The organism is Streptomyces venezuelae (genome assembly GCF_008642335.1).
In the GTDB taxonomy this organism is placed as follows: domain Bacteria; phylum Actinomycetota; class Actinomycetes; order Streptomycetales; family Streptomycetaceae; genus Streptomyces; species Streptomyces venezuelae_F.
The window spans coordinates 7647591-7673655 of record NZ_CP029191.1; the positions used below are offsets into that span (position 1 = coordinate 7647591).

Here is a 26065-nt window from a genome sequence, read left to right on the forward strand (position 1 = left end):
GCGGCGCGCTTTAGGGGCCGCGGTGGTGATGGGTGCGCTCACCGCGGTGCTGCCCGGAGTCGCCTCGGCCGATGCGGCGAGCGGCGCGCGTGACAGCAGTGGCAGCAGTGTCGGAGTCGGTGTCGAGAGGATCAGTGTCGCCGCCGACGGCACTCAGCTGGACGGCGATTCCGCCGGTGGCGCGATCACGACCGACGGAGGCCGCACCGTCTTCACGTCGTCGGCGACCAACCTGACGCCCGGCAACGCCGCGGGCAGCGAGCGGGTGTACCTGCGCGACGAGCCGTCGGGGCAGATCAAGCACGTGGGCAGCTACCCCATCGACGCACCGGTGATCAGCGGCAACGGCGAATACTCCGCGTACTGGGTGCTGCTGTTCAGGGACACCAAGGTCAAGCTGGCCCAGTGGACCGCGGGCAGCTCGATCGGCCTCAACTGCGATGCCCTCAACTGCAGTCAGCCGTCGGTGAGCGGCGACGGCCGCTACGTCGCCAACGTCGCCACCATCGGCCGGCCGTCGACCAGCCAGCGCATCGACGTGTGGGACTGGCAGGCCGGCACCAAGCAGGAACTCGCCTGGTTCGCCCACACCGCGCCGTCCCGGCCGTCCATCAGCGGCGACGGCCGCTTCGTCGCCTACCAGGACGGCAAGACCAAGGACGTCTTCCTGTGGGACGGGGACCACGGCTCCATCTCCGGGCCGATCGAGGGCCCGGCCAAGGAGGCGGAGATCGTCCAGGTCAGCGAGGATGGCAGCAAGGTCGTCTACCTCTCGGGCGCCGACACGTACGTCCACGACGTGAGCTCGGGCACGGCCCGGCGCATCCCGGACGTCAAGGGCCTGGCCATCGACCCCACCGGCAACCATCTGCTGTACGCCCCGAACGACCCGACCGGACCGTCGCTCGTGCTGCGCGACCTGCGGACGGACACCGACAAGACCGTCTCGGACCGGCCCGCCTCGGCAGAGGTCGACGCGGTCAGCGCCGACGGGCACGACGTGGTCTTCACGTCCACGGCCGACGACATCGTGCCGGGTGACACCAACGGCAAGTCGGACGTGTTCGTACGCCGCTTCGCCTGACCGTCGCCGGGCAAGGGTGACGTCGGGGAACCGCCAGCTCCGCCCCCGTACAGCCTGTTGAACTGACAGCCGTGTCACACCGGGCTTTCACAGGGCGGAATCCATGACCTCGCTGAACACCACGACCGCAGCCACCCACCCCTCCGGAGGAGACGGACCGCCGGGCCCGTCTCCCTCGGTGCGGTGGCTCGCGGTGGCCGCCGTGACCTCGGGGATCTTCTCCATCGTCACGACGGAGATCCTGCCCATCGGGCTCCTCGACGAGATCGGGTCCGATTTCGGGGTCTCCGACGGCACCGCCGGGCTCATGATGACCATGCCGGGTCTCCTCGCCGCCCTCTGCGCGCCCCTGGCCACCGCGGCGACGGCGCGCGTCGACCGCCGCCTGATGCTGTGTCTGTTCACGACCCTGCTGCTCGTCGCGAACCTGCTGGTCGCGGCGGCGCCCGGCTACTGGCTCGTGCTGGTGTCCCGCGTCCTCGTCGGCGTGGTCATCGGCGGGTTCTGGTCCATCGCCATCGGCCTGGCCGAACGCCTCGTGCCGGCCGAGTCGGTCGGGCGCGCCACGGCGGTGATCTTCTCCGCCGTGCCGCTCGGCTCCGTACTGGGCGTACCGGCCGGCACGTTCATCGGAAACACCGCCGGCTGGCGCACCGCCTTCGTCGTGATGAGCGCCTTCACCCTTGCCGTCCTGATCCTGATCGTCCTCGTCATGCCGCCCCTGCCGCCCACCGGGACGACCGACCTGCGGGCACTGGCCGGGCTGTTGAAGCGGGTGAACACCCGCTTCGCCCTGCTGCTGACGTTCTTGGTGGTGCTCGCGCACTTCGGGACCTACACCTACGTCATCCCCTTCCTGCACGATGTCACGGGCGCGGGACCCCACCTGACGACGGCCGCACTCCTGGCCTACGGCGCCGCGGGAATCGCGGGCAACTTCCTCGCCGGGGCGACGATCGCTCGTCACCCCCGAGCCGTCTTCGGGACCGTCGCCGCGGTGATCGCGGCCGTGACCCTGCTGCTGCCCGTCGCGGGGCGCGATCCGGTCGCGGCGCTGGCACTGCTCATCGTCTGGGGCCTGGCCTACGGCGCCGTACCCCTCTGTTCCCAGACGTGGTTCGTCAAGGCGGCCCCGGCCGCGCCGGAAGCGGCATCGGTCCTGTTCACCGCGTCCTTCCAGGCGACCCTTTCCCTCGGCGCGCTGACCGGAGGCGCCGTCCTGGACCGGACCTCACCCTCCGCGGTGATGGTGTGCGGCAGCGTCGTCGCGACACTCACGGTCCTGGCCGTCCTCCGTGCTGCCGCAGTTCCTCCGGCCGGGCGCACTGACTAAGATCCTCGGCAGGCGAGTTGTCGGGGGGACACATGTCGGCCGGGCTTGACGAAGGGCGGATGCGGCATCTGGAGTTGATCCAGACGATCGTGACCCGCATGGGCAACAACTCCTTTCTCATCAAAGGGTGGTCCTTGACGGTCACGGGCGCCCTGCTCGCCTACGCCGTCGGCAACGACAAGAGCGCCATCGCGCTCGTCGGCTTCGTGCCGGTGTTCGCCTTCTGGGCCCTGGACGGCTACTTCCTGTACCAGGAGCGGCTGTTCCGGCGGCTCTACGAGCGGGTGCGCAGCACGTCGTCCGCGAACACGATCGAGCCGTTCGCCATGGACGTGGCGCCGGGCAGGGAGAAGGCGGGCGTCCTGAAGGCCGCCGGCTCCTTCACCGTCGCCGGGTTCTACGGAGGCCTCACCCTGGCCCAGGCGTTCGCGCTGCTATTCGTGCTGTAGGGATTCGTGCTGTAGGGATGCGTGCCGGAGGGCAGGGTTTCGCGGGATGGCGAGTGCCGCGCGCAGGCGCCGGGCCGAGTCGTCGAGGCGGTCCGCGTCCGTCTCGGCCGCCTCGGGCCACAGCCGCGGCATCCTGTCGCCCGTGTAGCGCGGTACGACGTGGACGTGGAGGTGGAACACGGACTGGGTGGCGACCGCGCCGGACGACTGGATGACGTTGAGCCCCTCGGGGCGGTGGACCGCCCGGACCGCGTGTGCGGCCCTGAGCACCGCCGTCCCGACGGCCGCCGCCGTCGCCTCGTCGAGGTCCCAGATGTCCACGACGTGGCGGCGGGGCACGACGAGGACGTGTCCCGGGTGGACCGGGTCGAGCGGGAGGAAGGTCAGGGTGTCGGCTGTTGCGGCGACGACACGGGCCGGTCGGGTTCCCGCTCCGACCTCGCAGAAGACGCAGCCGGGGGCGTGGTGTCCGGTGCTCATGGACGAACGATAGGCCCCGGCCCGGCGACGTCCCTGAACGCCAGCGGCAGCTTCTTCACCAGGTCCCTGTCCAGGTGCGGCAGTTGGGTACTCGCCTGGGCGACCATGGACTGCGCGAGCGTGGACACGTAGTTGTTCAGCTCCCGCTCCTTGTTGTCCGCCACCAGATCGAAGACGTCCCCCTCGTACTCCGGCTTGCCCCCCGAATGGACCCAGTACTGGTACGGCGCGAAGTCGGCCGGCATCTGCCAGTCCGAGAGAGGCCTGATCCAGAACACCGGCATGATGGCGATGGGCTCCTGGCCCGGGACCGCGTTGAGGTTCGCCATCCGCTGCACCATGACGGCCCACTCGCGCCGGCACCAGTCCCGCTGGAAGTACCCCTCCGTGATCAGGGGGACCATCAGTCGCGTCGTGCGGATCGCCTCGATCATCTTCGGCTCCCACGTCGCCCCGTGCTGCATGAGCTTGTCGAAGAAGCCGGACTTCGTCACCCGCCCGCCGAGCTTCGCCGTCACCCGCTTCTCCAGCAGATTGTGGAACCTGAGCGCCTCGTCGAAGTCGACCTCCCGGTTGTGCCAGCTGGTGAAGAAGAAGCAGGACGACGCCTCGGCCGGCTCCGCAGCCCCGGCCCGCCCCGCCGACGACGCCTGCCCCGCCGTCCGCAGCGTCCCGTGCCAGAGCTCCGCCAGCTCCCCGGCGAGACCTCGTACGCTGTCCGCCATCTGACGGCCGGTCCCCGCCGCCTCGGCCGCCTCCGACACCGTGTCGGCCAGCGCCCGGACGAATCCCGGATCCTCCTGCTCGAACACGGTGTCGAGCAGCAGGTCGACGCGCTCGGCCATGGACAGGAGTTCCACGCCCACGGACGCCGTCTTGGGCAGCACGGTCGCCGTCGGCCGCGACCGCAGGGCCTCCATCCAGCGCAGGTAACTGCCGGTGTTCTCGCACACCGTCGCGCGCAACAGGCTGGACCGCAGGCTCGTGCGCGCCGTGTCGAGCACGTCGGCCCGCCGTGGCGGGGGGAGCGAGGGGGACGGTTCCGGGCGCGCGGGCGGCGGGGGAACCATGCGGGCTATCTCCGTGACGGTGGCGACCTGTTCCACGGTGACCTTGCCCGACAGGACCGCTTCGCCGGCGCGCACGATCTGGCGCGGATGCCCGTCGAACATGTCGGCGAGCCGTGCGGCCTGCCGATTGTCGAGACCCATGTTCTCCATGAGGAGCCGGACCACGTCGGTACCGGCCAGCGGCCCCACCAGCAGCCGGGCGTCCTGCTGCCACGACCCGGTCCCGCGCGACGTGACCAGAACGCGCGCGTTGCCCTCCGGGAAATGCTGCCGCAGCCCGTCCGGGTCCGCCGCGTTGTCGAAGATGTAGAGCCAGTCGGCCGCCGTCGGACCGTCGAGCGGCCGCCCCAGATCCCGCTCGAACCGCTCGCGCAGCCGCTCCGTCTCCTCCGCCACCCGCCCGGCGAGCCGGACCGGGTCCGGTTCCCTGGCGCAGTCGAAGACCCACATCAGTTCGTAGTGCTGGGTGAAGAGATGGGCGTAGGAGATGGCGAGCTGCGATGTCCCGTACCCGTGCGGACGGCCCTCCGGGTCGTGTACCAGCACGGCGCGGTGGTCCATGAGCAGCCGGTGCGCGTCCGCGATCTCCTCGTCCCTGCCGACGAACGGGGCCGGCAGCGGTGGGAGGTTGTTGATCCGCGGCAGCTCCCGGGGCGGACGACGTGACGGGCTCACCGGCCGCTCCCACGATCCGCCGACCGCTGCGGGGACTCGGGGAGCACCTGCTCGATCAGGTGCTCGGCCTCCGCCGGGTCCGCGCCGGCCAGGACGACGACGTTCGCGTCACGGACGAGCAGCGGCCGGGGCGCCTTGTCGATCTGCACCAGGACGGCCTGCGAAGGCCGCCCGGGGGAGTGGGCGAACGTGTCCGCCCACTCGGTGGGGCTCGTGTTCCCGGCGGCGAAGTAGTTGCGCGAGAAGATGACGAGCATCCGCTCTGCGGCGGCCCGCGCCTGGGCGACCGCGTCCTGGAGACTCTCCCTGCTGGCACGCCAGCGGCGCTGCACGACGTCGTGCCCCCGCTGGCCGAGCACCTCCGACATCCAGTCGGCCCAGGGCTGGTCGGCACCGACGTAACTGATGGCGACGGAGCCCGGCGCGCGCCGCTGCAGCGTGCCGGAGTCGATGATCTCGGTCCAGCGCGCCCAGTCGCGCACGCTGCCGGTGTCCGCCGTCTGCCCCGCCTGCGCGGCGCTCTCGCTGCCGAACGCCGGGTCCAGCTCCTGGGCGTCGGCCGGGTCGAGTCGTTCCAGTTCCGTACGCCCCGCCTCGGCAATGGTTTTGGCCAATTGTTCGAGCAGTGTGTAATACCGTACTTCGTTCTCCGCATGGGTGGGGGCCGCCAGGGACTCGAGGCCGTACTGCCGCAGCCAGTCGAAGGCTCCGGGCCCCTCCACCGATGGGCGTACGCCCTCCGGAAGCTGGTCGTCGGCGACGGGCTTCCAGCACAGGGGGACCAGGCAGCCACGCGCCGTGACGCCCCGGATGTCCTCGTGATGGCGCATGCGGGCGTCGAAGACCGCCCACTCGAGCCCGGCGCCGCGGTCGGTGAAGTAGCGGGGGGAGTACAGCACGATCATGACTCCGGCCCTGGTCACGGCGGACTCGCGGACCGACTCCGGCTCCGCGACCGCGCCCAGTACGCCGCTGACGCCGAACCCCTCCTGGATGCGCAGCTGGTACTCCAGATCGGCGTGGAAGCGCGTCAGCGCGCGCCAGCCATCGGCACGTACACAACTCGTATAGAAGAAAGCGGCTGGATCCACGCGCCCCTCACAAACTTCCGCCAACGGTCCGGCGTGATGGACATTCGCGCAGACTCGGTGAGAACGGATGGCCGGTCATTCGGCGGCGGCTCCCCCGAGGCCGGTTCATGCTGCCTCAATACCCCAGAGGATAGGCTTACTTGGCCCCGGCCGATATACTCACAGGCATCTGGGGGGAGCGCTCGGTGAGCGCACCGACGCATTCGCGAGCGGGGGGACGACCGGTCCGAGGATGCACGAGCCCCGGACTGTAGCAGCAGTCGCACGATTCCCTTCAGAGGCACTTTCGTTCGACCGTGGCATGTTGGACGGCCTCCGCGCGTCGCGGAGCCGAGCAGTCGGGGGGAGCCTGCGTTATGGCACATGACGCGGCACAGCACACGGCACACGCCATCGCGTTATCCGCGGACAACGCACCGAACGGCCCGCCCGACGCCCTCGCCCTCAGCCGGCTCCCCCGCAGCGCCCTCGTCGAGGCCCTGCTGCGCAACACCGGCCGCGCCGCCGGACCCGAGCGCCCGAGGTGGGAAAGTGCGGTGTGAGACCGCACCCCGCGCCACTCCGCCGCCCGACGGACCGGCGGCGACGTTCACCCAGTTCGTGGTGAAGCTCTACAGCCGCTGCAACTTCGGCTGCCCCGACTGCTACATCTACGAGCACCGCGACAGCGGCTGGACCGAACAGCCCCTTGTCATGGGCCCCGCCGTGATGAGACGGCTGTCCGCGAGAATCACCGAGCACCTGCGCAGGCACACCCCCGAACGGGCCCAGGTCGTCCTGCACGGAGGCGAACCCCTGCTGGCCGGGCCCGCGATCCTGGAGCGCTTCGCCCGCCGCCTGCGCGCCGACTGCCAGGGCCTCACCACCCGGGTCGACCTGCTCGTCCAGACCAACGCCTCCCGTATCGACCGCACCTTCCTGGAGATCTTCCGCCGCTACGACGTCACCGTCGGCGTCAGCGTCGACGGCACCGCCCGCTCGCACGACCGCAGACGCCCCGACCGGGCGGGCCGGGGAACGTACACCGAAGTGGCCCGCGCCCTGACCCTGCTGCGCTCCCCGCGCTACCGGCAGCTGTACGGCGGACTGCTGTGCGTCGTGGACATCGAGGCCGACCCCGTGGAGACGTACGAGGCGCTCCTCACACACGAGCCGCCCACCGTCGACCTGCTCCTCCCGCACGCCACCTGGCAGTTCCCGCCGCCCCGGCCACCGGGTGCGGACGACGCGCCTTACGGCCGCTGGCTGGCCGCCGTCTTCGACCGCTGGTTCGACGCCCCGCGGCGTGAGACCTCGCTGCGGCTCTTCGACTCGCTGCTCGACCTGCACCTCGGCGGCACCAGCACCAGCGAGATGTGGGGCCCCTATGGCTCGGATGTCGTGGTGATCCAGCCGTCCGGACTCATCGAGTACAACGACATCCTCAAGACGGTCAGCGCACGGGCCGCCCGCTCCGTACTCCACATCGGCGCCCACGACTTCGACCGCGCGGCCGCCGACCCCGGCTTCGCCGCCGAGCGCGCCGGTCTCACCGGACTCTGCGCGCAGTGCAGGGCCTGCCCGGTCGTCGACATCTGCGGAGGCGGGCTCCGCGCCCACCGCCACCGCCCCGACAACGGCTTCGACAACCCGTCGTGCTTCTGCGCCGACCTCCGGTACCTCATCGACCACGTACGGCAGCGGCTCACGCACGGCGTCAGCACCCTGCGCACGCACCTTGACCGAGAGGGGTGGAGCGCATGACCGCGCACCGCAGTCCGGACGCTCCCTACTACTACATCAGCCACGCCCTGCCCGTGCCGTCGGACCCCTGGCTGCGCGCGTTCCACACCGACGTCCAGACCGAGATGCACCGCCGCGTGGGCCCCGGCCACGCGGGCCTCCTCTCCGAACCCTGCCACGGCCACGCCCCCGCGGAAGGCCCGGACTGGACGCCCGCGATGCGCTGCCGCACGCTCCTCGTCCTGCTCACCGAGCGCTACTACAAGGAACCCCGCACCGTCCGCGACCTGGAGGTGTTCCGCCGACGGCTGCAGTGGGGCCAGCACCAGACCGGCGAACGGTCGCCCGCGCTGGTGCTCGTGCCGTGGAACACCAAGGGGCTGCCGCCGCGCAAGGAACCCGACACCCTGTCCGTGCCCGTCGGCGACTACACACGATCCGGTCTCGGAGGACTCGTAGGGGCACCACAGGCCCGCGGCGGCTATTTGAAGGTGCTGCGCGCCGTCGTCGAACGAATCCTCACCGGGGCCCGTCACTCGCCTCCCGTCATGACGCCCGAAGACCTGTACTTTACTGTTTCCCCAGGTGTTTCGGGAATGCCGAGAATTCCGCTCTCGGGCAGGAAATTCCTGGATAGGCAGTTCGCTCCGGTGCGGGTACCGTGGCAGCCAACGCACGCCGCACCACCGTCCCGCCCTGCCGAGGCATGGTGGGAGGCAGCCCCTCACCGTTCCTGGTTCTCCACTCCGGAGGGCGACGGGCGGCCCATCCTCCGGGGGCCTCACAGCTGACGCACCCACGCTGGAGCGACATCGATGAGCAGTGCCGAAGCGTCCGGTTCCGTACGTGGTGGACACCAGGCGACCGTCGTCACCTTCTACTCGTACAAAGGCGGGGTCGGGCGGACGATGGCACTGGCCAACGTCGCCTGGCTGCTCGCCGACGCGGGCCGTCGCGTCCTCGTCGTCGACTGGGACCTCGAGTCACCCGGCCTCCACCGCTACCTGCGCCCCTTCCTGCGCAACCCCGAACTGACCGAGTCCACCGGCGTGGTGGAGATGGTCCAGGACTACGGCCGGGCCGTGGAGGCGCTGGCGGCCGAGAACCTCCCCGACGCCGAGAAGGAGACCAGACTCGCGGAGCTCCTCGAGCGGCACACCCAGGTGGGCATGCACACCGACTCGCTCTCCTACCGCTTCGCGCGCCCCACCGGCAGGATCGACTTCCTCGGACCCGGCCGCCAGGACGGCCTCTACGGCCGGCGCGTCGCGACCTTCGACTGGGCCCGCTTCTACCAGGAGCAGAGCGGCCGGCTCTTCGCCGACGCGCTCAGGGAGAGCCTGCGCACCGCCGACTACGACTACGTGCTCATCGACAGCCGCACCGGCCACTCGGACAACGCCAGCCTGTGCACGCTGCTCCTGCCGGACGTGGTCGTCGTCGGCTTCAACTTCAGCAACCAGTCCATCGAAGGGTCCGCCGCCGTCGCCCGGCAGGTGCGCGAACAGTCCGGCAGCCGGATCAGGGTCCTGCCGGTCCCGATGCGCGTGGACCGCTCCCACCCGGAACAGGCCGAGCGCCGCCGCTCCCGGGCCAGGGACCAGTTCGCGGGCGCGGCGAGCCCGATCCTGCTCACCAGCGAGGAGCAGTACTGGCGCGAGGTCGAGGTGGCACACCTGCCGAACGTCGCGTACGAGGAAGTCCTCATCCCCTTCGCCCTGCAGAACTACGAACCCTCGCTGCAGAAGCAGGCCTACGAACGGCTCGGCCGGGAGATCAGCGGCGACGCCGACCTGCGCTTCGCCCCCGTCGCGCCCGACGTCCGCGAGAACCTGGTCGAGCGGTTCGCCGAGGTGCCCGCGGCCTCCCGCGTCGTACGTCTCGTGTTCGAGCCGCAGGAGCGCCGGTGGGCGGACTGGATCCGTGCCGAACTCTTCGCGAACGGGGTGATGTGCGAGTTCGACCGCGGCTCCGGCGAGCGGACCGGCCGGAGCGACACGACCGTCACCTACCTCGTCCTGATGTCATCCGTCATGGTCGGCTCCGCCCGCCTCACCGGTCTGATGGCCCACCTGAACCCGGACGGGCTCATCGGCCGGCCGAAGGTCGACGTGGCCTGGCTCGAGGACGTCGAGGTGCACCCGCCGTTCCGTGACCGGCCGGGCCCCAGGCTGCACACGCTGGAGGAGGGCCCGGCACGCAACGCCCTCCTGACCCACTTCCTCCCCGGCGACCGCCGCGGCGTCCCGTGGGCGGACCGGTCCGGGAACGGGCCGCGCTTCCCCGGCAGGCACCCCCAGATCTCCCACGTCCCGCCGCTGCGCCAGGGCGAGTTCCTCGGCCGCGAGGACTGCCTGCAAGAGCTGCGCAACGCGCTGCCCCCGGGCCAGGCGGCGAGGAAGCCGGTCGTGCTGTACGGCCCGCCCGGAGTGGGCAAGCGGACCTACGCGCTCGAATACCTCAACCGGTTCCGCGCCGACTACGACATCGTGTGGTGGATGCCCGCCGACAGCTCGGAGAACGTCGTACGCGAACTCGTGCTCCTGAGCGCCCAGTTGGGTGCGTCCCGGCGCTCGTCGCCCCGGGCCGTGGACGCGCTGCGCGAGCTCCTCGAGGGCCGGCACGGCGGACCCGAGCGGCTGCTCCTCGTCTACGAGGACGCACGCCACCCCGACGAGATCGAGAGCCTGCTCTTCAACAGCAACCAGGTGCACGTCCTCATCACGTCCGAGAACCCGGAGTGGGGCACGCTGGCCCACCCCATCTGCATCGAGCCGCCGTCCCCCGAGGAGGCCGTACGGTACCTGCGGCGCAAGGCGCCGCAGCTGACCCCCGAACTCGCCGCACGTCTGGTGGGGTTGGGGGAGACGCTGCCGCAGCTCCTCGACCAGATGGCCGCGTACCTGCAGAGCACCGCACGCCCGCCCGAGGCCGCGGTCGCCGAGTTCGTGCAGGGAGTCGGCAACCGGCAGGCCGTCGGCCAGGAGTTCTCCTCCGCGGTCTGGCAGAGCGTCGTCGAGGACCTGGGCAAGGAGCGCCCGGCCTCCCTCGACCTGCTGCGGATGCTGACGGCGCTGTCGCCGGAAGGCGTCGGCTGGGACCTCCTGGAGTCCCCGGCCGCCCTGGAGTTCCTCGGGCTGCCCGAGGGCGCGGAGGGCCGCCATCAGCTCGGCTTCGCGGCCCGCGGTCTGCTCAGCAGGTCCCAGGCGCGCCGCGGCCAGGACGGCAAGCGGCTCACGGCGTCCCGGATGATCCTCGCGGCACAGCTCGGCGAACTGGAGCCGACCGAAGCGGCGGAGATAGCCGCCGGGGTCCGCCGCGTCCTCGCCGCCTACGCACCCCCGGACGACCGGGTCGACGACCAGGACATGTACCCGCGCTACGCGGAGCTCGACCTCCACGTCGAGTCCTCGGGCGCGGTGATGGACGACAGCCCCGAGGTCCGCCGCTGGCTCGTCAACCAGGTGCGCTACCGGCGCCGCACCCAGTGCCTGGAAGCCGCCTTCACCCTGGCCCAGCGGCTTGAGCAGACCTGGACCGCGTCCGCCGGCGACGACGAACGCCTGCTTCTCCTGCTGCGCCTGCGCGTCGAACTGGCCAACATCCACACCGACGCCGGACGGTTCCCGGAGGCCAACCGGATCAACGGCGCCGCGCTGGAGGAACTGCGCAGGCTGCAGGGCCTGGACGGCGAGTTCACGCTGCGCAGCGCGCTCGGGCGCGGCGGTGAGCTGCGGGCCCTGGGCCGCCCCCAGGACGCCCTCGCCGAGGACCAGTCCACCCGGGACATCCTGCGCTGCAAGTACGGACCCGAGAACCACTTCACGCTCATGGCGGGCAGCAACCTCGGACTCTCGCTCGACATGGTCGGCCTGCCCAACGACTCCCTGGAGCAGCACCAGGAGGTGCACGAGCAGCGGGTGCGGGTCCTCGGCGAGCAGCACGAGCTGACCCTGCGCAGCTCCGTGCACGTGGCCAGCAGGCTGCGCGAGACAGGACGGTACGACGACTCGCTCACCCGGCTCCAGGAGATCTACCGCCTCACCCAGACCAACGAGGAGCTCGGCTGGGCCCACATGACGACGCTCCTCGCGGCCTGCTCACTGGCCTCGACGCTGCGGCACATCGCCACGCTCTCCCCGGCGCTGTCCTCGCAGACGCGGAGGGCGAAGGCGGACTCGGCCCGCATGCTCAACGCGCGGGCGCGGGACGCCTTCGTCGTGTATGGAGGGCCCCGGCACCCCGAAGCCCTCGTCGCGGGCGTGGGCCTCGCGGCCGACCTCCGGTTCCTCGGCCGGATCGACGGGCCCCACGGGGCACGGGCGCTGGCCGAGGAGAACCTCGCCGCGTTCCGCGAGTGGGGCGAGGACCACCTCTTCACCCGGATATGCGAGGTCAACCTCGCCCTGGTGCTGCGCGACGCGGAGGACGAGACCGCCGCCGAACTCAGCGAGCGGGGCCTGCGCGGCCTCAGGGAGACCCTCCATGTGGATTCGCACCATCCGCTGATCCTCACCGCGGCCCTGTGCCACGCCAACATGCTCGTCTTCGCGGGCGACTCACGGGCGGCGCGGGAGCTCGACGAGGTGACGCACCAGGGCCTGCTGGAGAAGTTCGGCCCCGACCACCCCCTCACGCTGACCGTGGCCGCGCATCTGGGGCTGCGGGCGGACGCCGGGGGCCACGCGAGCCCGGACAACCGGATCAGCATCGAACTGGACGTACCGAAGATCTGAGCGGACTACACAGTGCGGCGGACAGCACGGAAAGAGGAGGACCCGATGGCGTATCCGTGGACGGGGTCGATCGGCGTCCCGCACGCCGTCGCGGTGCTCTCCACGGCCCGCGGCTGCGGCGCGACGCTCCTGACGGCCGCGGCCGGCCTGGTCGTCGACGACGCGGTGGGCCGCGTCGGGCAGACGGTGGTCCTGATGGACGCCGACACCGACGGCGGCGGTCTCACCGAGCTGACCCGGTACTGGAACGCCCACTCCGACGCCAGGGCCGACGGCCTCATCGGGTTCGCCGAGGACCCCATCGAGCTGGCCAACCGCTCCGTGCACCGCTATCTGCGGCACGTGCACACCGGTGACCCGCGCCGCCAGGACATGGCCGTGTTCCCCCTCGGCCCCGGCGACAAGCCCGGCGAACACCTGCCGACGAACGGAACGCTCCAGGAGACCGTAGGTGCCGCTGTCGAACGGCTGATGGACCTGCAGGGCTGTCTGATCGTCGACTGCGGTGTCGTCCGCACCCCGGTCACGCTCGAAGTGTGCCGGCAGGTCCAGCACATCATCCTGATCGGCCGGGCGGGGCCGACGAGCGACATGGAGACCGCCGAGCTCATGGCGTGGCTGACGGAGCGCGGCCTGCGCGAGAAGGTCCTAGGCCGGGTGTGCAACGACCCGAGCGGCGCGCGACCGTCGGCGCCCGAGGCCACGGAGGCCTCTCCCGCACTGATGCGACTGCCGTACGACCGGGGCGGCGCGGCCACGATCGCCCTGGGGCGGCTGCCGGGCCCCGGCAGTCCGCTGGTTCAGGCGCTGGGCGAGCAGATGCTGGCACGGTGGCCTGACGTTCTCAACGACGGGGCCATGGGGGCGAGATGAGCGATGACAGGACCGTGACCGGCACCGGTGCGCCGCCGGAGGTGCGCCGCGCGTCGCACGTGACCGACGACAGCGACGTGTTCGTGGAGCTGTGCGCGAACGCGCTGAGCGAGACCGGGCTTCATCATGTGGCCCAGTACCGCTGGGGCGTCTTCGGCTACTCGGTGGACATCCTCGACCGGCTTCCCGAGGCACAGGGCGGCGGGTTCGGCGGCTCCGGCGGCAAGGAACAGGACGTCAGGCGCGAACGGTTCGTACGCCTGGGACGGCAACTCCACTACGTTCTCGGCCGGATGGACCACGTACTGCGCTCCGTCGACAGCGGCAAGCTGATCCGCAGCGTGCTCCAGGTCGGCGACGGCGCCGTCTTCCACTACTACTTCCGCGCGGACGACTGCCTGACCGGCGTCTCGCTGGGCGCCGACACGGTGGACGCGGGCGACCGGGCCATGGCCGAACTCGTGGGGGCCTTCCGCCAGGAGATCGGGTTGCCCCTGATGAATCCGGGCGGCTTCGATTCGGAGACGTCGCTGCCGGTGATCGAACGGACGCCCCTCGCCCTGTCGAAGGAGCCGCACCGGGTCGTGGAGGGGGAGTGGGGGACGACGGAACCCGCGCTCCTCGAGCACTGCGTCGAGGCGGTCTCGCCCGACACCCTGCACTACGCCGGATACGTCGCACCGGGCACCGGCCGGCTCAGCGCCGACGTGTTCAACGACCCCGAACTGTCCCGCTTCTTCGGCGGCAGCCTCACCCGCGACGAACGCCGCACCCGCTACACGGAGCTCGGCGAGCGCCTCCACTACGTCGTGGCACGCCTCAACCAGTCCCTGCGTGCGGTGATGCCGGGCAAACTGTCGCGGGTCGTCCTCGACGTCGAGGAGGGCGCCCTCTTCTACGTCGACCGCCCCGATGACCACTTCCTGCTCGGCGTCACCCTCGACCAGAGCCAAGTGGCCCGCGCCGACCGCAGGATGAACGACCTGGTGCATCAAGTGACGAGGACGGACGCAGAACCGGACGCAGAACCGAACGGAATCCGCTGAACTCCCGGGCATTCGGTCCCGACTCCGCCGCACTGCTGGGATGCTCGTCGCCGTAGGCAGCCGACCGGACGGGAGCGGGGCATGGTGGCAAGGACGCTGAGAGCGGCGTACCACCTGTGGATCATGCTCGCCGTCCTCGGTTCCTGCTGGGCGCTCTCCGCCGCCACGGGGACCGGCCTCCTGACCGACTCCGCGGCCTACCCGGTGCTCGTATCGCTCCTGCTCGCAGTCGGCCTCTACGGCTCGACCTCCGGCATCGACCTCGCCGAGGCGCGCGGCGATCTCCGCACGCTGCTGCTCGCGGTCACCGTCGGTGTGCTGGCCAAGGCCGCGCTGATCGTGCCGGTGCTGTGGCTCGCGGTCGGGGAACCGGCGTATCTGATCCTGGCGGTCGCGGTCGCCCAGATCGACCCGCTCTCGGTGGCGGCCCTGCGCTCGCGCAGCGGCATGTCGGAGCGCGGCAAGACCGTGCTGTCCGTCTGGTCGTCCTTCGACGACCCGGTCACCGTGCTGCTCACGGCGTATCTGGCTCCGGTGGCGCTGAGCGCGCTGGACGACGGGACGGACGCGTCCGCGCTGCCCGTCACGCCGGACGCTTACGCCTTGACCATGCTGGGGAACGTGGCGCTGGTCGTCGTGGCCGCACTGGCGTGGTACGCGCTGCGGCCGGGGCGCGGGGCGGCGGCGGGGAGCGGGGCGGCGGTGCGGAGCGGGTGGCGCGGTGTGCTGCGCACGGCGGGCTGTCTGCTGGTGCTGGCCGGGGTCCTCGCGGCGGCCACCGCGTACGGTCTGATGCTCGGCGTCGCGGTCGTCGGCCTGTTCTACCGGTCGCCCGTGCTGGTACCGGTGCTCGGCCGGGCGCTGACCACCGCGTACTACCTGGCGCTCGTCGCTCTGGGGCTGCTGCTGGTCGACGGTGTCGAGCCGGGGCCGGGGATCGCGCTCGGGGCGGCGGCCTTCACCGCCCAGATGATCGTCGGCTGGCTGATCGCCCGGAACCTGGACCGCTACGACAGGGTGTCCCTGGCGCTCGGCCAGCAGAACGGTGTGACGGCGGTCGTTCTCGCGCTGTCCCTGCAGCCCGCGTTCCCGCGCACGGTGGCGATCGTCGCGCCGGCCGTCGTCACGGTCAACGTCCTGCATTTCGTGACGAACGAGCTGTGGGGCCGACGTCGGCAGCCTCTGCCGGACGAGTCCGCTCCGACCGATCAGCCCCGTTGTCCCCCGCCGCCGTCGTCATGGGTGATCAAGTCACCCGGCTGACATCGCAGCACCTCGCAGATCCGCGACAGGGTCGAGAACCGGACGGCTTTGGCCCGCCCGTTCTTGAGCACGGACAGATTGACGACGGTGATCCCGACCTTCTCCGACAGTTCGGTGAGGGTCATGCCGCGCTCGGCCAGGAGCCGGTCCAGGTGGATCCGGATCGAGTGCAGTTCCTCTTCGGGCATCGGACAGTCTCTTCGGGTATCAGACAGTCTTTTCGGTTGTCAGACGGTCTCTTCGGTCGTGGGCCTCAGATGGTCCCTTCCAGATCCTCCCGCATGCGGACGCCCTCGCGCATGATCTTGCCCATGATCACCGCGGCGAGGCCGGCGAGGATGAGCGCCTGCGGCCCGGCGACCGTCGGTTCCGAACCCACGATCGGTGCCATGCTCGCGACGAGCCAGGAGTGCGACCAGCCGACGACGAGCCCGGCGACGGGCGTGCCCACGGTGACCAGCCAGCCGAGGGCGGAGAGGCGGCGCGACACGGCGTCGGTGAACGGACCCTGCGCGAGGACGGCGTCGAGCAGCCGCGAGAAGAGCAGCAGGGCCAGGGCGCCGAACAGCAGCCAGGGCAGTTCGTTCCCGAGATCGGCGGCGCGCTGCGCGACGGACGGGCCGTCCTGGCAGAGGCGGGTGGCGCTGCTCGCCGCGTCGACGCCCTTGTGGGTCGGCAGGGGTTCGTCCGACGCGAGCTTCGCGTTCTGCCAGAAGTCCGTCTGCACGCAGACCGCCCCGTCGTCGAGCATGTGCGTGACCGCCGTGCCGACGAACGCGAGCCCGCAGAGCACCGCCAGCGCGAAGGTCACGGACGCCAGGGTCCTCGTAAGTCGCGAGTTCACTGCAAGCCTTCCTATCGTTTTTCGATATGCCCGTAGACTAGAGGACCATATCGATAAACGACAAGTGGCTGCTGTCCCGGGAGAAGACCATGATCCTTCCGAAGGTCCGCGATCCGCGCTTCATCACCATCCGGCGCGGCGGCACGCTCACGGACTCCGACCACCAGCTCATGGCCCTGTGGGCCGCCGCCTGCGCGGAGCGCGTCCTGCCGTTCTTCGAGGCGACACAGCCCTCGGATATGCGGCCCCGCGAGGCGATCGAGCAGGTCCGGGCGTGGACCCGCGGCGACATCAAGATGTCCGAGTCCCGGGCGGCGGGCGGCCACGCCATGGCCGCGGCACGGGTGCTGAGCGGCGCCGCCCGGCACGCCGCGTTCGCCGCGGGGCAGGCGGCGGTGGTGGCACACGTGGCCGCGCACGAACTCGGCGCCGCGGCCTACGCGATCAAGGCCGTGCGGGCGGCGGCCCCGCGGGGGCAGGGTGAGGAGGCCGGCAGGCTCGAATGCCGATGGCAGCGCGATCAGCTCCCGGCCGGGATCCGTGCACTCGTCCTGGATGACCAGCGGTTGCGGAACGGGATCTGCTGGTCGGTGTTCGAGTGCTGAGTGCTGTTCACGGGTGTTGCGTGAGGGCTTTCCGGACGGCGTGACGGCGTTCCGGTGGGCCGCCGCAGGGCGGTTGCGAGCCAGGTCAAGGTGGCGCCGACCACGACGTGCAGCGCGCTGGTGAGCACGGAGTCGGGCAGGGCTGCCAGGAGGGCGAAGAGGGGCAGCGCCGTCGCGTACGACCAGGACGGCACGCGCGGGAGCACGCGGGCCCGGATCATCGCCGTCCCGAACAGGGCGCTGCCCACCGCGAAGACGGCCGCGGAGCCGATGAGCGCCGGGACGGTGGGGCCGGTCAGGGTTTCCTCGATGATGTCGTCGTCGAAGTAGAACAGGACCAGGTTGGCGGCGTACGCGGCCCCGCCGAACAGGCCGAGGCCGACGAGGTTGGCGACGTACGCCGTCTCCCCGAAGCGCCCGGCGACCGAGGCCTGGCGCCGGTGCAGGGCGGCCAGCAGCGGCAGCGAGAACGCGGGGGACAGCGCGAGGAAGAAGCTGGTCGCGGCGGTCTCCCCGGTGAACGCCTCGACGAGCCCGGGCAGGACGATGAGCAGCCCGGCCAGTACGCCGGACAGGGCGCCGAGACGAACGGGGCGGTCGGACAGCGGGACGGACATGGGCACGCTCCGGTGAGTTGTGGGGTCGGGGTGGTGGTGTGGTGGGTCGGTGTCCGGGCCCGACGCGACGCGGTGGGATGCGGTGCGGTGTGAGGGGGCGCATGCGGTGCGGTGCGGTGCGGTGTGATGCGTGCGGGCCTGGGATGCGAACGTATGGATTCGTGGGGTGCGTACGGCAGATGAAGAAGGGCGAGAGTGCGCCCGCCGTTCGTCACGGGCCTGCGTTCTCTCGCCGCGCCGTTCGTTACGGGCCCGCGTTCTCTCGCCGCGCCGTTCGTCACGGGTGCACGTTCCCTCGCCCGGCGATCGTCACCGGTCCCGTCTTCCCCCGCCCGCCGAGCGGCACGTGTCGAACGGCCGCTCCCCGTCGGGGCTTCGTCCCGGCCCTCGCCCGCGGGGCGTCGGCCCGCCTAGCCTGGGCGGCACGTGGAAGGGGGTGCGCGCATGGCCGCGTACGTGCCCGTGCGGTGGGTGTCGCCGTTGCTGTACACCGCGGTGCTGGCCGGCGGGCTCTACTGCGCGGTCGCGGGCCTCGGCTCCGACCGCCCCCCGTACTGGCGCACCGGCGCCTTCGCCGCGGGGCTCGCTGCGCTGGTCGCGCTGGACGAGGTGGAGCGGCGCGGCGGGACGCGCGCCCGGCACGCGCTCCTGCTGGCCGCCCGGTGCGCGCTGATCGCGGCCGTGGTCGCCGTCGACACGTCCGAACTCGCCCAAGTCCTGTTCGTGCTGCTGCCGTTCACCGCCTACTTCGTCTTCGGGCGTGGCGTGGCCCTGTCCTTGGGTGCGTTGTGCGTGGCCGGGCTTCTCATCGGCTATGTGGTCGACGCGCCCCTGTGGTACCGGGACCAGGAGCGCGTGTCGGACCTGCTGATGCTCTGTGTCGGTCTGGTGCTCGCGCTCTCCATGGCGGGCGTCGCCGTCGGCGAGCAGCGGGCGCGACGCGCCTTGGAGGAGTACGCCGCACGGATAGCCGAACTCTCCGCCGCGAGCGAGCGCGTCCGCCTCGCACGGGAGATCCACGACAGCCTGGGTCACCATCTCACCGCCGTGTCCGTGCAGTTGGAGCTCTCTGCCGAGTTCCACGACCGGGATCCCGACTCCGCCCGGCGTGCGGTGGACGAGGCGAGGCTGTCGGTGAAACGCGCGTTGGGCGACGTACGGCAGTCCGTACGAGCGCTGCGCGCCGACCCGCCTGGCGCATCCCTGAAGTCGGCACTCGCGGACCTCACGCGAACCGGTCGGGCCGCTCAGGATGCGCAGTTCGCCCCGCGCGTCACCCTGGAGGTGAGCGGTTCCGAAAAGGGTTACGGAGCGCAAGAGGTGAGCGTGTTGTACCGCGCCGCGCAGGAGGGGCTGACCAACGTCCGGCGCCACGCGCGGGCCACCCGCGTGACGGTGGCGCTTCGCTTGGGCGAAGACGTCGCGCGGCTGGTGGTGACCGACGACGGCTGCGGCTTCGTGTCCGACGGTATGGCTGCGGGGTACGGGCTGCTCGGCATGCGGGAGCGGGCGCACCTGGTGGGAGGGAGCGTGGACGTCGACAGCGTTCCGGGGGCGGGGACGCGGCTGACGGTGACGGTGCCTCGTGGCGGCGGGGGAGGGGACGGGTGAGCACGGAGGAGGAGGCGGCGCTTGCGCCGGTGCGCGTCCTCGTCGTGGACGACCAGCGGCTCATCCGGGACGGCATCGCCGCACTGCTCGGCGCCCGGCCCGGCATCACCGTCCTCGACACCGCGACGGACGGACGTGAAGCCGTTGCGAAGACGCTGGAACTCCGCCCGGACATCGTCCTGATGGACGTCCGGATGCCCGGAATGGACGGCGTCGAGGCCACGGCCGTTCTCAGCGGCGAGGCGCCGGAGTGCCGGGTGGTGATGCTGACGACGTTCGACGACGAGGAGTACGTCGTCCGGGCACTGCGCGCGGGAGCGTACGGCTACCTGCTCAAGGATCTGCCGGCCGACGAACTCGCCCGCGCGGTCCGCCTGGCCCATGCCGGCGTCACCCAGCTCGATGCCTCGGTGACCCGCACCCTCGCGGCCTCGCTGCCCGCCCCGGAGCCGCCGCGGAAGCCGCCGGACGTCGCCCTCAGCCCACGAGAGATCGACATCCTGCGGCTCCTGGCCCGAGGCGGCACCAACCGGGAGATCGCGGCGGAGCTGTACCTCAGCGAGGGCACCGTGAAGAACCACGTCTCCCGCGTCCTCGCCCGCCTCGGCCTGCGGGACCGCACCCAGGCCGCGCTGCACGCGCGCGACCTGGGTCTGCTGTGAGCGGCTGGCAGGCGTGGGTGCTCACCGCAGATAGCGCGGCGCCCGCCAGGCCTTGAGCCGGTCCTCCACCGACGCTCCCAGCGACAGCAGCTTCGCGTCCTGGTGGTTGCCGGACATCAGGAGCAGCCCGACCGGGAGCTCGCCCACGGATCCGGCGGGAACCGAGAGCGAGGGGTAGCCGGCGACGGCCGCGGGGGTGGAGGAGGGGATGACGTCGTTGTCGCCGCGTGCGCAGTCCGTCGTCCAGGCGGGCGGGTTCGTGGGCGCGGCGATGGCGTCGAGACGGTGGGTGGCGAGGGTCTCGTCCAGGGAACGCTGCGAGAGCTCCTTCAACTCGGCTCGCATCGCACGGTACTTGGGGTCGGTCGTGGGCGGCGCGTCGAGAGCCTGCTCGAAGAGTTCCTGGCCCGCGAAGCAGCTCTGCTCCTGTGGGTGGGTGCGGTTGAACTCGATGAGCTCCGCGAGGTTCCGCGGGCCCTCGCGCGTCGCGAGGTACGCGTCGATGTCCCGATGGAACTCGCTGAGCAGCGCGGGGAATTCGAGTTCGGCGAGCCGCGCCTGGTACGGGGGCGTCACCTCGACGACCACGGCCCCGGCCTTGCGCAGCTTCTCCGCGGTACGCGTCATCAGCGCGTCCACATCGGGACCGAGCGAGGGCAGGCGCCACAGACCGATCCGCTTGCCGTGAAGATCGCCGCGGAGATCGCCGGGCAGGGCGCCTCGGGGATCGCCGCGGAGACCCTCTCGGGCGGCGGCGTCACCGTATACGCCCTTGTCCTCGCTCAGTACGGACAGTGTGAGCGCCGTGTCGGTCACGTTGCGCGCCATGGGCCCCGCGGTGTCCTGCTCGGCGGAGATCGGGACCACGCCCGACTGGCTGACCACGCCGAGGCTGGGCTTGTGGCCGACGACGCCGTTCATGCCGGCCGGGCACACGATGGAGCCGTCCGTCTCGGTGCCGATCGCCACCTGCGCCAGCGACGCGGCCAGCGCGGCGGCCGAGCCGGACGACGAACCGCACGGGTTGCGGTCGAGGACGTAGGGGTTCTTGGTCTGACCGCCCACCGCAGACCAGCCCGATGTCGGCTTCGCCGCACGGAAGTTGGCCCACTCGGACAGGTTCGTCTTGCCGAGGATCACGGCCCCCGCCTTGCGGAGCCGGGTCACGAGTGCGGCGTCCGTCTCCGGCGGGGCCCCGGCGAGCGCCAGCGACCCGGCCGTGGTCGGCATGTCGCGGGTGTTCACATTGTCCTTGAGCAGGACGGGGATACCGTCCAGCGGCCCGAGGGTCTTGCCGTGCCGGTGGCGCTCGTCGCTCGCGGCCGCCTGGCGCAGCGCCGTCGGGCTGGTGCGCAGTACGGCGTGAATGGTGGGATCAACCTTCTTGATCCGTCGAAGGTACGCCCGGGTCAGCGCCGACGAGGTCAGCGAACCCCGCGCCATGCGGGCCTGTAACTGCGGGATGGTCACGGTGTCGAGGTCGACCCCGGACAGCCGGTCCGAGCCGGTCGACCGTGCGTCCGCGGGAGTGCCGGCGTTAGCACTCGTACCCGATAGGCCTGTCAGTAGGGACCCCGCGACAAGGGCGGCGGTCATTGCGGCAGTGCTTCTCTTCCCCATGGGGATCAGCGCACTACACGCGCACCACTCGACGCAAGGGGTACGAGGTGTCCGCGACGTGAACCGCCGTCCCCACGACGGCGAGCGCCGTGCAGCGGGGCATGGTACTCCGCCTGTTTCCGGCCGAATCCGCCCCCTGCGCCGCCCCGGCCCCCGCGCCGCATGTTTGCATATGTCCATGATCAACAACGCGCAGCAAACAACCGGGCCGCGGACGTACGTGGACCGCATCCTGGAGCAGTGGCACACGGACGACAGCGCCGAAGCGCTCGTCCAGGGTGAGCGGCGGCTGACCAGGAGAGAGGCTCGGGAGCGGCTGTTCGGTCTGGGGCACGCCCTGCGGCGGCATGGTCTGGAGCCCGGCGACGGCGTGGGTCTGTTCCTGGCCAATCGCGTGGACTCCGTACTGGTGCAGCTCGCCGTGCATCTCATCGGCTGCCGCGTCGTCTTCCTGCCGCCCGAGCCGGGCCCCGGCGAACTCGCCGCGCTCGTCGAGCAGTCCCGGGCGCGCGCCGTCGTCACGGACCCGCTCTTCGCGGACCGGGCCGCCGACGCGGCCGGCCGCAGCGTCCACGCCCCCGCCCTGCTCAGCCTCGGGCCCTGTGCGGAGCAGTGCGCGGACCTCCTCGCCCTGGCCGCCGAGTGCCCGACCGTACGCCCCGATGGCATACCCGCCCCGGCGGCGGACGAGGCCGTCACCGTCCTCTACACCGGCGGCACCCTCGGCCGCCCCAAGCTCGCCGCGCACAGCCACCGGCTGTACGACACGCTGGTGGGCCTGGTGGACGACGCGCAGCAGGACGCACCCCGGAACTCCAGCTTCTTCCCGCCCATGGCCCCGGCGGCGGACCGCGTGCTCGTCGCCACGCTGCTCACCCACGGCAGCGGCCACCTCACCTCGCTTCAGGCGCTGGTGACGGGGGCGCCCCTCGTCGTACTCCCCGAATTCGAGGCGGGCGCGGCGCTCACGGCGCTGCGCGAGGAACGGATCACGGCCACGATGTTCGTACCGCCCATGCTGTACGCGCTCCTCGACCACCCGGAGTGCCAGCCGGGGGCCCTCCCCGACCTGCGGCGCGTCATCGTCGGCGGCGCGGCGACGTCGCCCAGCCGCCTGCAGCAGGCCGTCGACGTCTTCGGACCCGTGCTCAGTCAGGGCTACGGGCAGTCGGAGGCGCTCGGCATCGCCGCGTTCGGCGCGGACGACCTCGCGTCGGAGGCGGCCCGGCGCCCCGAACTCTGGCGCAGCTGCGGCCGCGCCATCACCGACACCGAGATCGAGATCCGCGCCGAGGACGGCACGGTGGCCCTGCCCACCAGGCAGGTCGGCGAGGTGTGCGTGCGCGGCGAGACGGTGATGCTCGGCTACTACGAGGACCCGCAGCGCACCGCCGAGGCGCTGCACGACGGCTGGCTGCGCACCGGCGACATGGGCTACCTCGACGCGGAGGGCTACCTCTACCTCGTCGACCGGGCCAAGGACATCATCGTCACCGGCAGCACCAGCGACAACGTCTACTCGCGGGTCCTGGAGGACTTCCTGCTCACGCTGCCCGGCGTGCGCAACGCGGCGGCGCTGGGCGTACCGGACGAGGAGTACGGCGAGGCCGTGCAGATCTTCCTCGCGACGGCGGACGGCGTCGACGTCGACCCGGCCGCGGTCGGCGCGGCGGTGACCGCGGAGCTGGGGGAGCTGTACACGCCCCGCAAGACGGTCCTGCTCGACCGGCTGCCGACGACGAAGGTCGGCAAGGTCGACAAGAAGGCGCTGCGCGCGACGCTGGCAAGCTGACCGCACGCCGCGCGACCTGTGCGGGCCCCCGAGCGTGAGGGGGGACCCGCACAGGCCGACGCGGCCCGCCGCTATCCCCGTCGCAGCACGGAACCGCCCGCGTACCGCGCCGAGGCGCCCAACTCCTCCTCGATCCGGATCAGTTGGTTGTACTTCGCGGTGCGGTCGGAGCGGGAGAGCGAGCCGGTCTTGATCTGACCGCAGCCGGTCGCCACCGCCAGGTCCGCGATGGTCGTGTCCTCCGTCTCACCCGAGCGGTGCGACATGACGGCCGTCCAGCCCGCCTGCTGGGCCGTGGTCACCGAAGCGAGGGCCTCGGTCAGGGTGCCGATCTGATTGACCTTGACCAGGACCGAGTTGCCGACGCCCGTGCGGATGCCCTCGCGCAGCAGCGTCTCGTTGGTGCAGAACACGTCGTCGCCGGTGAGCTGGCAGCGGTCGCCGACGCGGGCGGTCAGTTCGCGCCAACCGTCGAGGTCGTCCTCCGCCATCGGGTCCTCGATGGAGACGATCGGGTAGGCGTCGATCAGTTCGGCCAGGTAGTCGACGTTCTCGGCAGGCGTACGGCGCACGCCCTCGCCCGCGTAGTCGTACACCCCGTCGCGGAAGAACTCCGACGACGCCGGGTCCATGATGAGGCCGATGTCCGTGCCGGGGCGGTAGCCCGTGCGCTCGATGGCGGCCATCACGAAGTCGAGCGCTTCCTCGGCGGTGCGCAGCGCGGGCGCGAAGCCGCCTTCGTCGCCGACGCCCGTCGCGTGCCCGGCCGCCAGCAGGTCGCGGCGCAAAGTGTGGAAGACCTCGCTGCCCATGCGGACCGCTTCGGCGAAGGTGTCCGCGCCCACGGGCGCGATCATGAACTCCTGGAAGTCCAGCGGATTGTCGGCGTGCGCACCGCCGTTGACGATGTTCATCATCGGCAGCGGCAGGAGGTGGGCGTCGGCTCCGCCGAGGTAGCGGTAGAGGGGTTGGCGGTGAGCCGCCGCGGCGGCCTTCGCGGTGGCGAGGGAGACGCCGAGGATCGCGTTGGCGCCGAGCCGGGACTTCGTCGCGGTGCCGTCGAGGGCGACGAGCGCGGCGTCGAGTCCCGCCTGATCTGCCGCGTCCCGGCCGCGCACGGAGGCCGCGATCTCGCCGTTGACGTGGGCCACCGCCTGGTCGACGCCCTTGCCGTGCCAGCGCGCGGCGTCGCCGTCGCGCAGTTCCACGGCTTCACGGGCGCCGGTGGAGGCGCCGGAGGGAACGGCCGCGCGCCCCAGGGACCCGTCGGTCAGGACGACGTCGACCTCGACCGTGGGATTGCCGCGGCTGTCGATGATCCGGCGGGCGGTGACGGTCTCGATGGCGGTGACGGCCTCGCTGGTGGCGGGGGCGTCGAGGCTGTCGACGGGCGCGGTTGCCTTGCTGGACATGGGAGTTCCTCCCCGTTGTCGTAGGCCGGACCCCGGCTGCGACAACGCTGGCGCTGAGCCCGACAGGGCGAAACAATACAGCAATGCTGCTCAGTTGTGCTGCTCAGTATTGCTGTACATATCCCTGCAGGTCAGATACGCGACGCCACCGACCAGCGCGATAAAGTGCCCTATGCCCTCCTCGCCCGCATCGCCGACCGCGCGCCCCTCGGAAGCCGCCGCTATCGCCGCCGAACTGCGTACCGCGATGGGCAAGCTCACCCGGCGCGTCAAGCACGAGGACCGGATTCCGCTGGGCCAGGTCGCCGTCCTGGGCGCGCTCGACCGCGACGGCGCCATGACCACCAGCGACCTCGCCGCCGATCAGCGCGTACGCCCCCAGTCGATGGCGCGGGCGGTGGGACTGCTGATGGAACAGAACCTGATCACGCGCAGGGCGCATCCCACGGACGGCCGCAAGTCACTGGTCGAGCTGACGGACGAGGGCCGCGCCGCGCTGGAGGCGGAGCGCGGCCGCAGGGTCGGCTGGCTCGCGCAGGCCATCGAGGACGAACTCACGGACGAGGAACGGGCGTTGCTGGAACGCAGCGCGGCACTGCTGGAGCGACTCGCCTCGCGCTGAACCCGTCACACGGACGACGGCGACAGCGATGACCGGTTTGCCTGTGCGTTCCTCGAGGTCGGGGAGGGCGTTGTACGTGGGCAGGGCCGTGCAGCTGATGATGATCGCGTCGGTGTCGGGGTGGTCTCCCTTGTCGAGTACGTGCTGCTCCTCCACCTCGTAGACGTCGCCGACCGCGTCTAGGCCCTCCGGAGCGCCCGCTCGCCCGCCGCTCCGGCGACGAACGTGCAGGCCGTGCACCGGTATGCCACGGCCTGCGCCCCGTGTTCGACGAGAGTGCGGGTCGGTTCCGCCAGCAGGTCCGGGCTGCCCAGGCCGGAGACGAGCTCCAGGTTGTCCCGGTACGCGACCCGCTCCGTGAACGTCAGCGTGTACTCCGCCCCCGGCGGGAACCAGCGGCGCAGCTCCGCCTCGCGCGTGAAGTCGTACGACGCGATCACGCCGACGTGTGGCCTCAT

Annotated in this window: 23 protein-coding genes and 1 pseudogene; 14 read left to right on the forward strand and 10 right to left on the reverse strand. The window is 71.4% G+C overall.

Features of this window, described 5'->3' with window-relative positions:
- Positions 1 to 28 precede the first annotated feature (28 nt).
- The 3 genes from DEJ49_RS34025 (at position 29) to DEJ49_RS34035 (ending at position 2866) form a co-directional block, all read left to right on the forward strand.
- Entirely contained in the window at positions 29 to 1084 is a 1056-nt protein-coding gene (locus DEJ49_RS34025; RefSeq protein ID WP_223833103.1) for a TolB family protein, read from the forward strand.
- A 103-nt stretch (positions 1085 to 1187) separates the two neighbouring features.
- Positions 1188 to 2417, forward strand: coding sequence for an MFS transporter (locus DEJ49_RS34030; RefSeq protein WP_150187674.1), 1230 nt, complete (start codon positions 1188 to 1190; stop codon positions 2415 to 2417).
- Between the two features lie 32 nt (positions 2418 to 2449).
- Positions 2450 to 2866, forward strand: a complete 417-nt coding sequence (locus DEJ49_RS34035; RefSeq protein WP_150187675.1) for a hypothetical protein — start codon at positions 2450 to 2452, stop codon at positions 2864 to 2866.
- Here DEJ49_RS34035 and DEJ49_RS34040 read toward each other — a convergent pair.
- From DEJ49_RS34040 to DEJ49_RS34050, 3 genes are read right to left on the reverse strand one after another with little or no spacing between them, the layout of a single operon-like run.
- Positions 2852 to 3346, reverse strand: a complete 495-nt coding sequence (locus DEJ49_RS34040; RefSeq protein WP_150187676.1) for an HIT family protein — start codon at positions 3344 to 3346, stop codon at positions 2852 to 2854. The two genes, DEJ49_RS34035 and DEJ49_RS34040, sit on opposite strands and share 15 nt — an antisense overlap.
- Positions 3343 to 5091 (reverse strand): TIR domain-containing protein, encoded by a 1749-nt coding sequence (locus tag DEJ49_RS34045; protein WP_150187677.1) that lies wholly within the window; start codon positions 5089 to 5091, stop codon positions 3343 to 3345. The genes DEJ49_RS34040 and DEJ49_RS34045 overlap by 4 nt, the downstream gene beginning before the upstream one ends.
- Positions 5088 to 6182 carry a toll/interleukin-1 receptor domain-containing protein gene (locus tag DEJ49_RS34050; protein ID WP_150187678.1) on the reverse strand — a complete coding sequence of 365 codons (1095 nt, stop codon included), beginning with the start codon at positions 6180 to 6182 and terminating at the stop codon, positions 5088 to 5090. The genes DEJ49_RS34045 and DEJ49_RS34050 overlap by 4 nt, the downstream gene beginning before the upstream one ends.
- Before the next feature lie 531 nt (positions 6183 to 6713).
- Between DEJ49_RS34050 and DEJ49_RS34055 the strand changes: the two genes are divergently transcribed.
- The 6 genes from DEJ49_RS34055 (at position 6714) to DEJ49_RS36175 (ending at position 15822) form a co-directional block, all read left to right on the forward strand.
- A complete protein-coding gene (locus DEJ49_RS34055) occupies positions 6714 to 7925 on the forward strand; it encodes an FxsB family cyclophane-forming radical SAM/SPASM peptide maturase (protein ID WP_223833104.1) in 1212 nt (403 codons plus the stop codon).
- On the forward strand, positions 7922 to 8695 hold the full coding sequence (locus DEJ49_RS34060) for a hypothetical protein (protein ID WP_150187680.1): 774 nt from the start codon (positions 7922 to 7924) through the stop codon (positions 8693 to 8695). Before DEJ49_RS34055 ends, DEJ49_RS34060 begins: the two co-directional genes overlap by 4 nt.
- A 24-nt stretch (positions 8696 to 8719) precedes the next feature.
- Positions 8720 to 12640 (forward strand): FxSxx-COOH system tetratricopeptide repeat protein, encoded by a 3921-nt coding sequence (gene fxsT, locus DEJ49_RS34065; RefSeq protein ID WP_150187681.1) that lies wholly within the window; start codon positions 8720 to 8722, stop codon positions 12638 to 12640.
- Positions 12641 to 12685: 45 nt separating this feature from the next.
- A complete protein-coding gene (locus tag DEJ49_RS34070; RefSeq protein WP_150187682.1) occupies positions 12686 to 13513 on the forward strand; it encodes a hypothetical protein in 828 nt (275 codons plus the stop codon).
- On the forward strand, positions 13510 to 14559 hold the full coding sequence (locus DEJ49_RS34075) for a hypothetical protein (RefSeq protein ID WP_150187683.1): 1050 nt from the start codon (positions 13510 to 13512) through the stop codon (positions 14557 to 14559). The genes DEJ49_RS34070 and DEJ49_RS34075 overlap by 4 nt, the downstream gene beginning before the upstream one ends.
- A gap of 81 nt (positions 14560 to 14640) precedes the next feature.
- Entirely contained in the window at positions 14641 to 15822 is a 1182-nt protein-coding gene (locus DEJ49_RS36175; RefSeq protein ID WP_190329540.1) for a hypothetical protein, read from the forward strand.
- Here the strand turns inward: DEJ49_RS36175 and DEJ49_RS34085 are convergent.
- Positions 15768 to 16010 (reverse strand): helix-turn-helix domain-containing protein, encoded by a 243-nt coding sequence (locus DEJ49_RS34085; RefSeq protein WP_150187684.1) that lies wholly within the window; start codon positions 16008 to 16010, stop codon positions 15768 to 15770. The genes DEJ49_RS36175 and DEJ49_RS34085 overlap by 55 nt on opposite strands.
- Before the next feature lie 65 nt (positions 16011 to 16075).
- A complete protein-coding gene (locus DEJ49_RS34090) occupies positions 16076 to 16633 on the reverse strand; it encodes a DUF2975 domain-containing protein (RefSeq protein ID WP_223833105.1) in 558 nt (185 codons plus the stop codon).
- A gap of 122 nt (positions 16634 to 16755) precedes the next feature.
- Here DEJ49_RS34090 and DEJ49_RS34095 point away from each other — a divergent pair, with 122 nt between their 5' ends.
- Positions 16756 to 17271: a putative immunity protein gene (locus DEJ49_RS34095; protein ID WP_150187686.1), complete on the forward strand. Its 516-nt coding sequence runs from the start codon at positions 16756 to 16758 to the stop codon at positions 17269 to 17271.
- On the opposite strand, the gene DEJ49_RS34100 is transcribed toward DEJ49_RS34095, so the two are convergent.
- Positions 17187 to 17888 carry a hypothetical protein gene (locus tag DEJ49_RS34100; protein ID WP_190329541.1) on the reverse strand — a complete coding sequence of 234 codons (702 nt, stop codon included), beginning with the start codon at positions 17886 to 17888 and terminating at the stop codon, positions 17187 to 17189. The genes DEJ49_RS34095 and DEJ49_RS34100 overlap by 85 nt on opposite strands.
- 444 nt (positions 17889 to 18332) lie before the next feature.
- On the opposite strand from DEJ49_RS34100, the gene DEJ49_RS36620 reads away from it, so the two are divergent.
- Positions 18333 to 19499, forward strand: coding sequence for a sensor histidine kinase (locus DEJ49_RS36620; RefSeq protein ID WP_223833106.1), 1167 nt, complete (start codon positions 18333 to 18335; stop codon positions 19497 to 19499).
- Entirely contained in the window at positions 19496 to 20161 is a 666-nt protein-coding gene (locus tag DEJ49_RS36625; RefSeq protein ID WP_223833107.1) for a response regulator, read from the forward strand. The genes DEJ49_RS36620 and DEJ49_RS36625 overlap by 4 nt, the downstream gene beginning before the upstream one ends.
- A 21-nt stretch (positions 20162 to 20182) precedes the next feature.
- On the opposite strand, the gene DEJ49_RS34110 is transcribed toward DEJ49_RS36625, so the two are convergent.
- Positions 20183 to 21781 carry an amidase gene (locus DEJ49_RS34110; RefSeq protein ID WP_150187687.1) on the reverse strand — a complete coding sequence of 533 codons (1599 nt, stop codon included), beginning with the start codon at positions 21779 to 21781 and terminating at the stop codon, positions 20183 to 20185.
- Positions 21782 to 21959: 178 nt separating this feature from the next.
- On the opposite strand from DEJ49_RS34110, the gene DEJ49_RS34115 reads away from it, so the two are divergent.
- The gene (locus DEJ49_RS34115; RefSeq protein ID WP_223833108.1) at positions 21960 to 23573 is read left to right on the forward strand and encodes a class I adenylate-forming enzyme family protein; all 1614 of its coding nucleotides are present in this window, start codon (positions 21960 to 21962) and stop codon (positions 23571 to 23573) included.
- Positions 23574 to 23644: 71 nt separating this feature from the next.
- Here the strand turns inward: DEJ49_RS34115 and eno are convergent, their stop codons facing one another.
- Positions 23645 to 24985, reverse strand: coding sequence for a phosphopyruvate hydratase (gene eno, locus DEJ49_RS34120; protein ID WP_223833109.1), 1341 nt, complete (start codon positions 24983 to 24985; stop codon positions 23645 to 23647).
- A gap of 172 nt (positions 24986 to 25157) precedes the next feature.
- Between eno and DEJ49_RS34125 the strand changes: the two genes are divergently transcribed.
- Entirely contained in the window at positions 25158 to 25607 is a 450-nt protein-coding gene (locus DEJ49_RS34125) for a MarR family winged helix-turn-helix transcriptional regulator (RefSeq protein WP_150187689.1), read from the forward strand.
- 66 nt (positions 25608 to 25673) lie between these two features.
- On the opposite strand, the pseudogene DEJ49_RS37040 reads toward DEJ49_RS34125, so the two are convergent.
- Together DEJ49_RS37040 and DEJ49_RS34130 are read right to left on the reverse strand one after the other, a co-directional pair.
- Positions 25674 to 25847, reverse strand: a pseudogene (locus tag DEJ49_RS37040) (hypothetical protein); the annotation flags it as partial.
- Positions 25787 to 26065, reverse strand: coding sequence for a hypothetical protein (locus DEJ49_RS34130; protein ID WP_150187690.1), 279 nt, complete (start codon positions 26063 to 26065; stop codon positions 25787 to 25789). The gene DEJ49_RS34130 and the pseudogene DEJ49_RS37040, both read right to left, overlap by 61 nt.

What these genes read in the sequence shown, in the direction of transcription:
- DEJ49_RS34025 (WP_223833103.1), top strand. Translation starts at nt 29, where the DNA reads ATGGGTGCGCTCACCGCGGTGCTGCCCGGAGTCGCCTCGGCCGATGCG.
- DEJ49_RS34030 (WP_150187674.1), top strand. Translation starts at nt 1,188, where the DNA reads ATGACCTCGCTGAACACCACGACCGCAGCCACCCACCCCTCCGGAGGA.
- DEJ49_RS34035 (WP_150187675.1), top strand. Translation starts at nt 2,450, where the DNA reads ATGTCGGCCGGGCTTGACGAAGGGCGGATGCGGCATCTGGAGTTGATC.
- DEJ49_RS34040 (WP_150187676.1), bottom strand. Translation starts at nt 3,346, where the DNA reads ATGAGCACCGGACACCACGCCCCCGGCTGCGTCTTCTGCGAGGTCGGA.
- DEJ49_RS34060 (WP_150187680.1), top strand. Translation starts at nt 7,922, where the DNA reads ATGACCGCGCACCGCAGTCCGGACGCTCCCTACTACTACATCAGCCAC.
- fxsT (WP_150187681.1), top strand. Translation starts at nt 8,720, where the DNA reads ATGAGCAGTGCCGAAGCGTCCGGTTCCGTACGTGGTGGACACCAGGCG.
- DEJ49_RS34070 (WP_150187682.1), top strand. Translation starts at nt 12,686, where the DNA reads ATGGCGTATCCGTGGACGGGGTCGATCGGCGTCCCGCACGCCGTCGCG.
- DEJ49_RS34075 (WP_150187683.1), top strand. Translation starts at nt 13,510, where the DNA reads ATGAGCGATGACAGGACCGTGACCGGCACCGGTGCGCCGCCGGAGGTG.
- DEJ49_RS36175 (WP_190329540.1), top strand. Translation starts at nt 14,641, where the DNA reads ATGGTGGCAAGGACGCTGAGAGCGGCGTACCACCTGTGGATCATGCTC.
- DEJ49_RS34085 (WP_150187684.1), bottom strand. Translation starts at nt 16,010, where the DNA reads ATGCCCGAAGAGGAACTGCACTCGATCCGGATCCACCTGGACCGGCTC.
- DEJ49_RS34095 (WP_150187686.1), top strand. Translation starts at nt 16,756, where the DNA reads ATGATCCTTCCGAAGGTCCGCGATCCGCGCTTCATCACCATCCGGCGC.
- DEJ49_RS34100 (WP_190329541.1), bottom strand. Translation starts at nt 17,888, where the DNA reads ATGTCCGTCCCGCTGTCCGACCGCCCCGTTCGTCTCGGCGCCCTGTCC.
- DEJ49_RS36620 (WP_223833106.1), top strand. Translation starts at nt 18,333, where the DNA reads ATGGCCGCGTACGTGCCCGTGCGGTGGGTGTCGCCGTTGCTGTACACC.
- DEJ49_RS34110 (WP_150187687.1), bottom strand. Translation starts at nt 21,781, where the DNA reads ATGGGGAAGAGAAGCACTGCCGCAATGACCGCCGCCCTTGTCGCGGGG.
- DEJ49_RS34115 (WP_223833108.1), top strand. Translation starts at nt 21,960, where the DNA reads ATGATCAACAACGCGCAGCAAACAACCGGGCCGCGGACGTACGTGGAC.
- eno (WP_223833109.1), bottom strand. Translation starts at nt 24,985, where the DNA reads ATGTCCAGCAAGGCAACCGCGCCCGTCGACAGCCTCGACGCCCCCGCC.
- DEJ49_RS34125 (WP_150187689.1), top strand. Translation starts at nt 25,158, where the DNA reads ATGCCCTCCTCGCCCGCATCGCCGACCGCGCGCCCCTCGGAAGCCGCC.
- DEJ49_RS34130 (WP_150187690.1), bottom strand. Translation starts at nt 26,065, where the DNA reads ATGAGGCCACACGTCGGCGTGATCGCGTCGTACGACTTCACGCGCGAG.